The organism is Lelliottia nimipressuralis (assembly GCF_004115925.1).
Taxonomy (GTDB): Bacteria; Pseudomonadota; Gammaproteobacteria; order Enterobacterales; family Enterobacteriaceae; genus Enterobacter; species Enterobacter nimipressuralis.
In genome coordinates this window covers 40,330-52,476 of record NZ_SDDX01000018.1, presented here as the reverse complement: position 1 = coordinate 52,476, position 12,147 = coordinate 40,330, and the positions used below count along the sequence as shown (strand labels likewise).

General features: G+C 50.8%; 10 protein-coding genes and 1 pseudogene. 4 read left to right on the top strand and 7 right to left on the bottom strand.

Features of this window, described 5'->3' with window-relative positions; translation table 11 throughout:
• Positions 1-53: 53 nt before the first annotated feature.
• From ETG88_RS14630 to ETG88_RS14610, 5 genes are all read right to left on the bottom strand, one after another.
• Positions 54-2,213 (bottom strand): O-linked N-acetylglucosamine transferase, SPINDLY family protein, encoded by a 2,160-nt coding sequence (locus ETG88_RS14630; protein ID WP_129035649.1) that lies wholly within the window; start codon positions 2,211-2,213, stop codon positions 54-56.
• On the bottom strand, positions 2,162-3,397 hold the full coding sequence (locus tag ETG88_RS14625) for a class I SAM-dependent methyltransferase (RefSeq protein ID WP_129035648.1): 1,236 nt from the start codon (positions 3,395-3,397) through the stop codon (positions 2,162-2,164). The genes ETG88_RS14630 and ETG88_RS14625 overlap by 52 nt, the downstream gene beginning before the upstream one ends.
• A gap of 44 nt (positions 3,398-3,441) precedes the next feature.
• On the bottom strand, positions 3,442-4,857 hold the full coding sequence (locus tag ETG88_RS14620) for a hypothetical protein (protein ID WP_129035647.1): 1,416 nt from the start codon (positions 4,855-4,857) through the stop codon (positions 3,442-3,444).
• Positions 4,858-5,069: 212 nt separating this feature from the next.
• Positions 5,070-5,906 (bottom strand): flagellin N-terminal helical domain-containing protein, encoded by an 837-nt coding sequence (locus ETG88_RS14615; RefSeq protein ID WP_100779708.1) that lies wholly within the window; start codon positions 5,904-5,906, stop codon positions 5,070-5,072.
• A gap of 231 nt (positions 5,907-6,137) precedes the next feature.
• Entirely contained in the window at positions 6,138-6,974 is an 837-nt protein-coding gene (locus ETG88_RS14610; RefSeq protein WP_100779707.1) for a flagellin N-terminal helical domain-containing protein, read from the bottom strand.
• Positions 6,975-7,355: 381 nt separating this feature from the next.
• Between ETG88_RS14610 and fliD the strand changes: the two genes are divergently transcribed.
• The 4 genes from fliD (at position 7,356) to amyA (ending at position 11,120) form a co-directional block, all read left to right on the top strand.
• Positions 7,356-8,780: a flagellar filament capping protein FliD gene (gene fliD, locus ETG88_RS14605; RefSeq protein WP_129035646.1), complete on the top strand. Its 1,425-nt coding sequence runs from the start codon at positions 7,356-7,358 to the stop codon at positions 8,778-8,780.
• Between the two features lie 13 nt (positions 8,781-8,793).
• On the top strand, positions 8,794-9,204 hold the full coding sequence (gene fliS / locus ETG88_RS14600; protein ID WP_100779705.1) for a flagellar export chaperone FliS: 411 nt from the start codon (positions 8,794-8,796) through the stop codon (positions 9,202-9,204).
• Positions 9,204-9,566, top strand: a complete 363-nt coding sequence (gene fliT, locus ETG88_RS14595) for a flagella biosynthesis regulatory protein FliT (RefSeq protein WP_100779704.1) — start codon at positions 9,204-9,206, stop codon at positions 9,564-9,566. Before fliS ends, fliT begins: the two co-directional genes overlap by 1 nt.
• A 66-nt stretch (positions 9,567-9,632) precedes the next feature.
• Positions 9,633-11,120 carry an alpha-amylase gene (gene amyA, locus ETG88_RS14590; protein WP_102104023.1) on the top strand — a complete coding sequence of 496 codons (1,488 nt, stop codon included), beginning with the start codon at positions 9,633-9,635 and terminating at the stop codon, positions 11,118-11,120.
• 45 nt (positions 11,121-11,165) lie between these two features.
• Here amyA and yedD read toward each other — a convergent pair whose 3' ends face one another.
• Together yedD and ETG88_RS14580 are read right to left on the bottom strand one after the other, a co-directional pair.
• The gene (gene yedD / locus ETG88_RS14585; RefSeq protein WP_100779702.1) at positions 11,166-11,579 is read right to left on the bottom strand and encodes a lipoprotein YedD; all 414 of its coding nucleotides are present in this window, start codon (positions 11,577-11,579) and stop codon (positions 11,166-11,168) included.
• A gap of 176 nt (positions 11,580-11,755) precedes the next feature.
• Positions 11,756-11,959 (bottom strand): annotated as a pseudogene (locus ETG88_RS14580) (integrase core domain-containing protein); the annotation flags it as partial.
• Between the last annotated feature and the right edge of the window lie 188 nt (positions 11,960-12,147).

Below are 12,147 nucleotides of genomic sequence, written 5' to 3'. Positions count from 1 at the left end.
ATCATGCCGCCACGAACCCGCCTTTTAGCCAATCATTCCTGAGGAACCGGCTCTTACTCTTCAACCGTAAAACTTTGCGCAGATTGCCCGGAGCAGTAGATCTCCCAGGCCTTACGTAGTGCCTTTTCGAGCGGCGCAGCAACGTCAAAACCATCCTGCTTGACCGGCATGTTTTTACGCATACTTTGCCGCCAGCCGTCCAGCTCCTGAAGACGGGTCTGCCACGCGATAGCTTTTTCGATGTAATCCTGCTGGCTGGTTGCAATAAATGTTTGCAAGCCGTAAATATGCATGATTTCAACACCTTGTCGCGAAGACGTGGTTGCCCCTGCAATACTGAGCGTCGGTACGCCCATCCAGACCCCGTGACTGGTGGTTGTTCCACCGGTATACGGGAAGGAGTCGAGCAAGAGATCAACCTCGTGATGCATCCGCAGATAGTTTTCGAGATTGGTTGTTTTGCGGAAAATCAGCTGCGAGTCCTGCACGCCAAGCGCACAGAGCTTCTTGCGATACCGGGCGATCATCTCGTCATCATCCATAAAACCAATCAGCAGCTTCGCGGTTGGATTACGTGACATGATCTGCGCCCAAATGGCGAAGACTTCATTGTTGAGTTTTTTAGGCCGGTTAAAGCTGCCGTAGGTGAAGTAGCCATTGCTGAGTGCCGGCAACGGATTAACGTCCGGGCTCAGCTCACTCGGCGCAAAGAAGCTCCGCAGAGGCATATAGAGCAGTTTTTCAGTGTATTGATCGTCCATTTCGCCCGGCTTACCCAGCCCTGGTGTGGTGATACGATAATCCATCTGTTCCAGCCCTGAGGTGCCTGGATACCCTATCCAGGTCATCTGAATCGGTGCAGGTTTAAAGCCAAACGCCGGAAGACGACTTCCCGTTGTGTGACCAGACAGATCGATCAAAATATCAATCTGATCTTCGGCGATTTGCTTCGCCAACTCTGCTTCGCTGTATTCTGTCGCCATGCGCCACAGGGTCGCAGTTTGTTGATAGTGCTCCCTGACGTCATCTGGCTTGTCGATGGTGTGGTAGACAATTAAATCAAAATGTTCACGGTTCAGATTGTTCCAGAACGGCAGGAAGAAATTGCTGACCGGATGAATGCGAAGATCGCCGGAAACAAATCCGACGCGCAATTTGCGATGCGGATCTTTATTACCGGTATGAGCGATTGTCACCTGGTGTGATGCGCACCACTCATTAACCTGCTGACCATATTTCTGATGGGCCGCAAACAGGTCCGCTGGCGACACGCTGGCATCATGGCTCATCACAAACAGCAGACTGGTGAAGGAGTCGAAATCAGGGCTTTTCAGCGACAATGCTTTTTCGAGGAAGTAACGCGCATCAGCCATTTTTTGGTTATCGCTGAGGATAATGCCCAGAATACTCAGAAAATAAGGCACTTCCGCATGAAGACGAATTGAGCGGCGAGCACACTTTTCTGCAAGTGAAATCTCGCGGCGTTCGTGATAGAGACACGCCAGCAGGTTCCAGCAGTTAGCGTTTTGATCGTCAATACGCAGCAACGCCCGCAGTAGCTTGCGCGCCTCAAGCAGTTCGTTGGTTTTGAACAGCGCCGTCGCCAGATCGAAATAGCTATCCCAGTGCATGGAAAATTGCCCCAGCAGGCGACTGGTCATGAGCAGCGACGGAAGCCATGCGCCCATCAGCAGGTTGGATCGCGCCTGGCAGCGCAGCAGATGAACATTTTCCGGATCATCTTTGAGCAGGCCCGCCACACGGTCGCGCCCTTCTTTATGGCGCCCCTGTTTTATTAACGCGTTAACTTCATCGTACAAACTATCGTACTCATCATCGTTAACGGTGAGCGTTAAATTAACCTTGGGTAAAAAACCGCCATATTTTTGTTCACAGCTAAACATCAGCAGGGCGATATAAACTTGCTTGATCACCGCCACATCATTGGATTTCATAAAGCTTTGCAGGGCGATACGCCAGGCATCGATCGAGCCGGTCAACAGGCCTTTATCACGAAGCGTGCTGAACAGCGTCCAGCTTGACGCATCGTTGAATGTCATTCCGCCCGTGGCAAATGCCCACTCTTCAGGGTTAAGGGTGACGCTCTGTCCCCAGTAGTTACTCAGGCTAATACTTTCCTGCTCTGCAAACGCGTCTTCAGTCAGGCAAACAATCGGGCGTAACGCAGCGTCTGTCGCCACGTTATAAGCCATGGTACGGCGCTCACTAGTAAACCATTGATCGAATTCGCCAGCAGATCCTGAAGTGACGCAACCAGTTCCGCGCGGTGATCGCTGATGTTACTTTCAGGGAAGCGGCAGTGGAAAAGCAGTTGCTCAAAAGTCAGGCTTAACGGCCAGACTTCCGTTAGTACATCAAGCACTTGCAGGGTGGTGGTATTGTCCGTTTTCAGCGGCGTGCCATCCAGCCCGATATGACCGTTAGCCATTACCCCGTTACGGTTCATCTGACGCTTGAAACAGCCAGCCCAGTGCAAATGTTCTACCGATTTCAGATCGGGTGCTTCAACGCCATTATGCATCGCTGCATGCGTGAGCAGGCTAAAACGCTCACGGCGATTAACGGCAAAATCCAGATATTGCTGACTGTTCTCACGCAGACCGCAGCCGCTAATCAGACTGTGCATTTGGTCTGTCTGAGTGCCGTAGGTGCTTGCCACCTCGCACTGCGGAACGGCATCCCCGAGATAGCTAAAACCCGCATCCGTAATTTGCTGATGGAAATCCGCAAAATAATCGGCCTGATTGATATTCCCAAGATAACGAAACGCGAGCGTCAGATCGCTGCTCTGCTCTGCGCGAGTCACCTGATTTTTTAATTCACCATCAGGAAGGGTCATCGCCAGATAGCTGAGCATTCCACGTGCGGAATCCAGCTGGGCATCAATATTCTCTGCGCCACTGGCGTGAAAACTGAGCGCATGCTGCAACGTTTTGGTATCACCTGCGCCAGGCAATACCTGCCAGTGGATCGCCACCATGCCCTGAGTGGAAAGGTGCGCCTGGCACCAGGCCAACAGAGCAGTGCGTTCCTCGCCACCCATCAGGGTGAAAAGACCACGCAGGATGATGTAATCGAACTCGCCTAAATCAGAGACCAGCAGATCGCTAAGCCCGGCATGATGAAGCTCAATATTCGCCAATGCGAAATTCGCAATCTGCTGTTGACCGCGCGCGATGTCGTCTTCATCAATATCCACGCCTATCGCCACGCTTTCTGGCCAGGCCAGCGCATTGGCAATGAGTGATTCACCCTGCCCGCATCCCAACTCCAGAATCCGCGCCTGTGCGGGCGCAACCGCCTCAGCGCGATAAAGCGAGGCCGCCGCGTTGAGTGCAGCGGGGGTGTAGCGAGAGGCAGAGTAAACGCTTGTCACGATAACTTATCCAAAATAATGAATGAAACGCTCTTTGCCGGGCTTCAGGCCTGAGGCAGATATTTGCTATACAACTGCTGCTTGTAGTCCTGATAAGGACCGGCAACATTTTTCTTGGTGGTGACAACCCAGCTAAATGCAATGTCGGAATGACGGATATCAATAAGTTGCTCCGTCGGTTCACGGCCAATACGCATCTGCTCAACCGGCTGTAACGTATCGACAGCAAAAGAGAGGGCAATCTGATCCAGGAACCATTCCGCTTTGTCAGTGGAGAGATTAACGTCGATAAAGTGACTAACCGCTGCGAAATACTTTTTCGACACCTCACCGCCGCGGGTATAGACGAAGCCGGCCGGGATCTGTTCCCAGAGCGGCAGTCCCTCATGATGCGAGAAGATCAGTTCGTTATCCTGGAAGCGTGTTTTTACCTCGGCCCAGGGTTTTCTCACCAGGCAGTCGGCATCCAGTACCATGATCGGGCCGTTAATTTTCTCGATGGCATGGCTCAGGAAAACAAAGCGGCGGCAGGCGTAATGCACGTTGACCGCTTTGACGGCGGCAAAATATTCGCTGCTTAATGAAATCGACAACCCTGGCAGTTTTTTTCCGAGGGACTGCAAATGCGAGATCATTTCGGCGTCGCAGTTATAGATATGGAAATGGACGTTCAGCGCGGTGCCGTTGGTTTCGTAAATTGAGAGCAGCAGTGCGACGGCGTGTTCGTAGTAGTAACCTTTGTCGCAGGCCACCAGCACGGTCGTTTTGCCATTCTCTTCCGGTGCAATCAACCATTCATAACGGGATGCATCCAGCGTTGGCGCAGGTTCAGCCAGGGATCTGAAATCAATAAACGAATCGGGATAACCGCCGAGCTTGTAGATACAGCACACCACCATCACCAGCGTGATACGGTCTTCGCCAATCAGATCGGCATTGGACGTTAACTGCTGGATGACGATGTGCGCCTGGTTGTAATCCTCTTCCATCAGGCTGATGAGCAGCAGGATTTTAAGCACACATGGCGTTTCACTGAGCGTTGAAAGGTTATTAGAGATCAGGAACAGCACCGAGTCGATCTCATTGACCCGGAACAGGATCTGAATCGCCGCCACCAGATAATTGACGTTATCTGAAAGCTGCATTGCTTCCACCACCTGACCGGTGATCAGCGCGACTTTTTCTGGTGCCAGCGGTCCGTCAGAACGGCCATCAAATGCCTCATTGGCAAGCGCAATGGCGCTCATCATCAGCTTTAAAGCGCGATCCTGCTCCGGTTCTAAATCGGTTTCTGCATCCCACAATTTCGCTTCGAGTACATTGAGATCGGAACTGGCGTAGTTGAGAATTTCGACCACGAGATGCGCAGGCAGAGCATCGGCTTCAGGCAAATAAATCGTACGGGAAAAGACATCCCGATAAAACTGGTGCAAGGCTCGGGTACGAGCGTATTGAGTCATTTTTATGCTTTACCTGTTTTAGTGTTTTTTTGAGCCAATGCTGCAGAGAATGAGAGCTTAACACTGAGGCGGCAACCATAATGGCGGGAACAAAACCTAAATCATCGGCTTATTTTCGATATTAGAAATGGGCACTATTGACGTAATTAGGGAAATAAAGACAAAAAAAAGGGCTGCTGTTTCCAGCAACCCTTTCTGAATGTTCTGCGAAATTAACGCAGCAGGGACAGCATCGCCTGAGGAACCTGGTTTGCCTGGGACAGGACAGAAGTACCAGCCTGCTGCAGGATCTGCGCGCGGGACATGTTAGAAACTTCGGTCGCGTAGTCAGCGTCCTGGATACGGGACTGAGCAGCAGACAGGTTGGTGATAGAGTTGTTCAGGTTGTTGATGGTAGATTCGAAACGGTTCTGAATCGCACCCATGTTAGAACGTGCGCCATCGATCTTAGCGATAGCGTCGTCAGCTGCAGAGATTACGGTCTGTGCAGTGGCGTTGTCCGCGATGGTAGTATTCAGAGTGGTGCTCAGGCTACCAGAGGTTGCGTTGATCAGCGCAGTGCTGTCAATTTTGATGGTGTCGTTCGCAGAAGTACCCGCGCCCACCTGAATGCTCAGGGAGGTAGATACTGAACCGTTCAGCAGGCTCTTACCGTTGAAGTTAGCACCACCAGCGATACGGTCGATTTCAGACAGACGCTGTGTGATTTCAGTGTTGATTGAAGTCAGGTCAGTTGAACCGTTGGTGTCGTTCGCTGCCTGAACTGCCAGTTCACGGATACGCTGTAAGTTGGTGTTGATCTCGTTCAGGTTGCCTTCAGCAGTCTGCACCAGGGAGATACCGTCATTGGCGTTACGCGCAGCCTGAGTCATACCTTTAACCTGAGAGGTCATACGGTTTGCAATCGCCTGACCCGCAGCATCATCTTTAGAGCTGTTGATACGCAGACCGGAAGACAGACGCTCGATAGCGGTGCCCAGGGAAGACTGAGATTTGTTCAGGTTGTTCTGAGTAGTCAGGGACAACAGGTTTGTATTGATAACAGCCATGGTTAAATTCCTTCAAAATAGTTTATGGGCGGTGCCTGGCACTCACGGCTCTCTCACCGTTATTAATGTTATCGACGGGTAATAAGAAGACTTTAGATTTTTTGATAAAAAAGATCGTATTTCTGAGGCGTTTTCACTGTCAGAATGATGTATTCCTGAGTTCAGTGATAACCCGTAAGCAAAAAAAAAAGGTTGCTGTTTCCAGCAACCTTTTTTGAAATTTTTGCGAAATTAACGCAGCAGGGACAGCATCGCCTGAGGAACCTGGTTTGCCTGAGACAGGACAGAAGTACCAGCCTGCTGCAGGATCTGCGCGCGGGACATGTTAGAAACTTCGGTCGCGTAGTCAGCGTCCTGGATACGGGACTGAGCAGCAGACAGGTTGGTGATAGAGTTGTTCAGGTTGTTGATGGTAGATTCGAAACGGTTCTGAATCGCACCCATGTTAGAACGTGCACCATCGATCTTCGCGATAGCGTCGTCTGCTGCAGAGATTACGGTCTGTGCAGAAGAGTTGTCCGTAATGGAGGTGCTCAGAGTGGAGCTCAGAGTACCAGAAGTTGCGTTGATCAGCGCAGTGCTGTCAATTTTGATGGTGTCGTTCGCAGAAGTACCCGCGCCCACCTGAATGCTCAGGGAGGTAGACACTGAACCGTTCAGCAGGCTCTTACCGTTGAAGTTAGCGCCACCAGCGATACGGTCGATTTCAGACAGACGCTGTGTGATTTCAGTGTTGATTGAGGTCAGGTCAGTTGAACCGTTGGTGTCGTTCGCTGCCTGAACTGCCAGTTCACGGATACGCTGTAAGTTGGTGTTGATCTCGTTCAGGTTGCCTTCAGCAGTCTGCACCAGGGAGATACCGTCGTTGGCGTTACGCGCAGCCTGAGTCATACCCTTAACCTGAGAGGTCATACGGTTTGCAATCGCCTGACCCGCAGCATCATCTTTAGAGCTGTTGATACGCAGACCGGAAGACAGACGCTCGATAGCGGTGCCCAGGGAAGACTGAGATTTGTTCAGGTTGTTCTGAGTAGTCAGGGACAACAGGTTTGTATTGATTACGGCCATGATTAAATTCCTTAAATTATGTTTTTAGGTCGGTGCCTAACACTCACGGCGTCTCTCACCGTCATGAAGGTTATCGACGCTCTGGAAAGAGACTTTAGAAAATATCGAAGCAATTTATTAACATGCTGTTTTTTAATGATTTATTTTCCATATTTTTACCTAAACCTCTCTTTCATTCGCGTAAAACCGCCCTTTTCCATAACTGTTTTGCGTTATCGCATTGAGGTCATCCTCGAGCTTTAATTTCTACACGCGGGGCTAATCTCTTATAAGCCTTAATTTAATGGCGTAATTCCACGATTTATTTTTTTTGGCTTACCGTAAACTTTTTCCTGCGCTGGCCGATATAAGTCTGAAACAACCATTAACAAGGAATAATGTATGGCGACTATCAGTAACCTCGGGGTGGGAATGCCTGGGCTGTCAGACCTGTACGATAAGTTACAGGCTGCAGAAGAGACAAAACTTACGGCCATCGCCACGCAGAAAACCAAATACGACGCGCAGATTACCGGCTACGGCAAATTACAAAGTGCCCTGACCAGCCTGCAAACTGCTGCCGCTAAGCTTGGCAATCCGGATACCTGGAACTCTACTTCCGTTACCAGCACCAATACTGCGTTTGCTGCGACCACGTCGACCAATGCCAACGTCGGCGAGTTTACGATCAATGTCAGTAAGATTGCTAAAGGCCAGGTTCTGACGACCGCGCCAAACACCATTGATAGCAATACTAAACAGCTCGGCGGCACCACCGCGGATAATACCCGTACCATCACCATCACTCAGGCTGGCGCAGACAGCAAACCGATGACGGTGAAACTGGCTGACGGTGATACCTCCCTGAATGGCATCGCTAAAGCCATTAACGCAGCCAACGGTGGCGTTACCGCAAGCGTGGTCAAAGCCGATAACGGTGATTACCGTCTGATGCTGTCGTCGAAAACAACCGGCACTGATTCGGATATGACCGTAACGGTGACCGGTGATGATACGCTGAACAATGTGATTGGCAGTGGTGCGCTCAATGAGCAAGTCAAATCACAGAATGCCGTTGTCAACGTTAACGGTATCGACATCGTTCGTCAGAGCAATGTTATTACAGATGCCATGCCTGGGGTCACCTTAACCCTGAAAGCACCAAGCACTGCAGATGAAACGCTGTCGGTCACGCGTGCTACAGACGATAACAAAAAGGCGATTACCGACTGGGTAACCGCTTATAACTCGTTGCAGTCCACCATTGCGGCTCTGACCAAATACGAACCACCTGCGACAGGTGCCACAGCCCAGTCTTCCAGCAATGGCGTACTGATGGGTGACAGCACTATCAGGGGAGTACAGTCCGATCTGCGCTCTTTATTGACCAATGTCCAGGCGGGCTCCTATGCCATTATGGCTCAGCTGGGGATTACCCAGGATCCGCTGAAAGGTGCTGATGGCGCCGTCGGTAATCTTAAAATTGATGATAAAAAGCTGAGTCAAGTGCTGTCGGATGATCCGGCTGGTGTGCAGGCTTACTTTGTCGGTGACGGTAAAACCACCGGTTTCGCAACTCAAATGAATGACAAACTCACCAATATGCTCAGTACTTCTGTGGGCAAAGAAGGGGTTATTCAAAATGCGAAAGACGGGATTAACGCCACGCTGAAATCCATCGGTAAGCGTTACGAAGCAATGGAACTCTCGATTGATGCCACGATGGCGCGTTATAAAAAACAATTTAGCGATTTAGATGCACTGGTCACTAAATTCAACGGTACTGCCACTTATCTGAATCAGCAGTTCAGTACCAAGTCGTCATAAGGAAGATACCACTATGTATAGCAATTCTGGTGTACAGGCCTATCAGAAGGTAGGTGTTGAATCTGCCGTCTTGAGTGCCAGCCCATACCAGTTGGTTGTCATGCTATTCGACGGTGTCCATAGCGCGCTGGTTCGGGCGCGCCTTTTCCTTGAGCAGGGTGATATCCCTGCTAAAGGGGAAGCGCTATCGAAAGCCATTAACATCATTGACAATGGCCTTAAAGCTGGACTGAACATGGAGGTTGGGGGCACCCTTCCCCATAACCTTTCAGCACTTTACGACTATATGATTCGCCGTTTGTTGCACGCTAACTTGCGAAACGACGTCGAAGCTATCGTTGAAGTTGAAGCACTGCTGCAAAATATTTCCGACGCCTGGAAACAAATCAGCCCAGGTTTTCCTCCCACGCAGGATCAATTTTGATGAACGACTCCAGCTTATCCCTAAAAAAGTGGCATGCACTTTTTGCGCTCAGCAATACCATGCTGAGCCTTGCTCAATCCGGGAAATGGGATGAGCTTATTGAACAGGAGGTTGCCTATGTTACGCTGGTAGAACAGATAAGCGTAACCCCCTTCCCGCCTGACAGTAAGCATATACAGGATCAGGCGATGGCGATTCTGAAGAATGTTCTGCAGAATGAAGTGACGCTCAAAGTATTGCTTCAGGAACGTATGGAAGAACTGAGCGGCCTTCTTGCCCAGACTGGAAAGCAGAAAAATGTGAATATTACTTACGGAAAACTCTCCGGTAACGTTTTGTTTCCCGGCGAGATAAATCAGTAATCCACATTTGCGGTTTATCATCCATACTCCAGAGATTCGCCAATAGTGGCTTCTGGAGCACGGAAGATGAAAAACCCCACTCTATTACAATGTTTTCACTGGTATTACCCCACAGGCGGTGAGCTGTGGCAGGAAGTCACTGCACTGGCGCCCAATCTCAACGAGATCGGCATCAACATGATTTGGCTGCCTCCGGCTTACAAAGGCGCATCGGGCGGGTATTCCGTCGGATACGACTCTTACGATCTTTTCGATCTCGGTGAGTTTGACCAGAAAGGGTCCGTCGCCACCAAATACGGTGATAAAGCCCAACTGCTCGAAGCCATCAATGCCTTAAAAAGCAATGAGATCGCGGTGCTGCTGGACGTGGTGGTGAACCACAAAATGGGCGCGGATGAGAAAGAGCCAATCCGCGTGCAGCGTGTGAACGAGCAGGATCGCACCCAGATTGACGATGAAATCATCGAATGCGAAGCCTGGACCCGCTACACCTTCCCCGTTCGAGCCGGGCAGTATTCCGAGTTTATCTGGGACTACAAATGCTTCAGCGGTATCGACCATATCGAAAACCCCAACGAGGACAGCATCTTTAAGATCGTCAATGATTACACCGGCGAAGGCTGGAACGATCAGGTCGATGATGAGATGGGGAATTTCGATTATCTGATGGGCGAAAACATCGATTTCCGCAATCACGCCGTGACGGAAGAAATAAAATACTGGGCGCGCTGGGTGATGGAGCAAACCCAATGCGACGGTTTTCGTCTCGACGCAGTGAAGCACATTCCGGCCTGGTTCTATAAAGAGTGGATCGAACACGTCCAGGAAGTGGCCCCCAAACCGCTGTTTATCGTGGCCGAATACTGGTCCCACGAAGTCGACAAACTGCAGCACTATATCGATCAGGTGGAGGGCAAAACCATGCTGTTCGACGCCCCGCTGCAGATGAAATTCCATGAAGCGTCCCGCCAGGGCCGCGACTATGACATGAGCCAGATCTTCACCGGCACGCTGGTTGAAGCCGACCCGTTCCATGCCGTCACGCTTGTGGCCAACCATGACACTCAGCCGTTGCAGGCCCTGGAAGCGCCGGTCGAAGCCTGGTTTAAACCGCTGGCCTACGCGCTGATTTTACTGCGCGAAAACGGCGTACCGAGCGTGTTCTATCCGGATCTGTTCGGGGCGAGCTACGACGACACCGGCGGCGACGGCGAAACCTACCACATTGACATGCCGGTAATCGAACAGCTTCACGAGCTGATCCTGGCCCGCCAGCGTTTCGCCCACGGCGTGCAGACATTGTGGTTCGATCATCCTAACTGCATTGCGTTCAGCCGCAGCGGGACGGATGAGGATCCGGGCTGCGTCGTGGTGCTCTCCAACGGAGACGACGGCGAAAAAGTGATTAATCTTGGGGATAATTACGGCAACAAGAACTGGAAAGATTTCCTCGGCAATCGCGAAGAGACGATCACCACCAGCGCCGAGGGCGAAGGGACATTCACCTGCAATGGCGGCAGCGTAAGTATCTGGGTGATGGAGGATGTGTTGTAACGGGGATGGCTTGCCGGGTGGCGCTCTCGCTTACCCGGCAAACACTCACTTCACCTGGCTCTCAAGCGGATTTTTGGTCAGGTAATCTGCGCACTCCACCGTTGGACGGTCGACGCGCTGCAACTCCATTCCATCGTATTCCAGCGTGTTGCCATCGCGTTCGAGCGGATAGATATCCAGCTTGCTGGTGACGTTGTAATAATCATCTGAACGCAGCATGATTTTACCCGGCACCGCAATCACGCGCTGCCACTGTCGGCAATCGAGGGTATCGCCCTGCTCTGTCACCACCAGCGTGGCGATCGCTTCCGGGCTCACCATTTTGCTCTGCGGCCCTTTGGTCTGCCAGTAGCCCGCCAGATTTGAGGGAACAGGATGCTTAATCACGTCCTGATAATTATCGACCTGCACACATCCCGTTAATGCCAGCAACGCGCCAGCCATGATCATTTTTTTCATCATCTTTCCTGCCTGCGAAGAAAAAAAAGATTGTGGCATTAAAGCGTTAAAGCTGCCAGCGTAAGATGCGGGAACGACACCTGCATCGACATGCATAAGAGCATGTAATTTTTGAAATCGACAAAGATCGTTCAGGAGCGCTTAAAAAATGGATGAGCGTGACCTGCCCCAGCCATTAGTAATTTTTCAGGCATGAAAATATCGCTGAACTCGTGCTCATTGCGAAAGCGACCGTTATAGCTCTCACTAAATCCCTTCTGAGTTGGCTTACCCGGCTGGATTAATCGCAATTCAACACCATGCTCAAAGGTCCATTGCTCGAGAGCGCAGTATTTATACTCCGGGCCCTAATCGGTTCTTATCGTCGCAGGATAGCTGCGCGTCATCAGCCGGACGCTAGCTCTCTGTTTTAAAAAAAATGAAAATTTGATCGAGCGCTGATTTCTTCACCAAAGGTCAGAATTTCGCAAAGAAATGCTGCGCGATCTTTATAATAATATTTGATGAATTTAGTCAATTTCAGATTGTGCATGCAACATTCTTGTCACACCTTAACGCGTTAAACCGC

Excerpts from the sequence above, each read along its gene's own strand:
- ETG88_RS14630 (WP_129035649.1), bottom strand. The coding sequence starts at position 2,213 with ATGGCTTATAACGTGGCGACAGACGCTGCGTTACGCCCGATTGTTTGC.
- ETG88_RS14620 (WP_129035647.1), bottom strand. The coding sequence starts at position 4,857 with ATGACTCAATACGCTCGTACCCGAGCCTTGCACCAGTTTTATCGGGAT.
- ETG88_RS14615 (WP_100779708.1), bottom strand. The coding sequence starts at position 5,906 with ATGGCTGTTATCAATACAAACCTGTTGTCCCTGACTACTCAGAACAAC.
- ETG88_RS14610 (WP_100779707.1), bottom strand. The coding sequence starts at position 6,974 with ATGGCCGTAATCAATACAAACCTGTTGTCCCTGACTACTCAGAACAAC.
- fliD (WP_129035646.1), top strand. The coding sequence starts at position 7,356 with ATGGCGACTATCAGTAACCTCGGGGTGGGAATGCCTGGGCTGTCAGAC.
- fliS (WP_100779705.1), top strand. The coding sequence starts at position 8,794 with ATGTATAGCAATTCTGGTGTACAGGCCTATCAGAAGGTAGGTGTTGAA.
- fliT (WP_100779704.1), top strand. The coding sequence starts at position 9,204 with ATGAACGACTCCAGCTTATCCCTAAAAAAGTGGCATGCACTTTTTGCG.
- amyA (WP_102104023.1), top strand. The coding sequence starts at position 9,633 with ATGAAAAACCCCACTCTATTACAATGTTTTCACTGGTATTACCCCACA.
- yedD (WP_100779702.1), bottom strand. The coding sequence starts at position 11,579 with ATGAAAAAAATGATCATGGCTGGCGCGTTGCTGGCATTAACGGGATGT.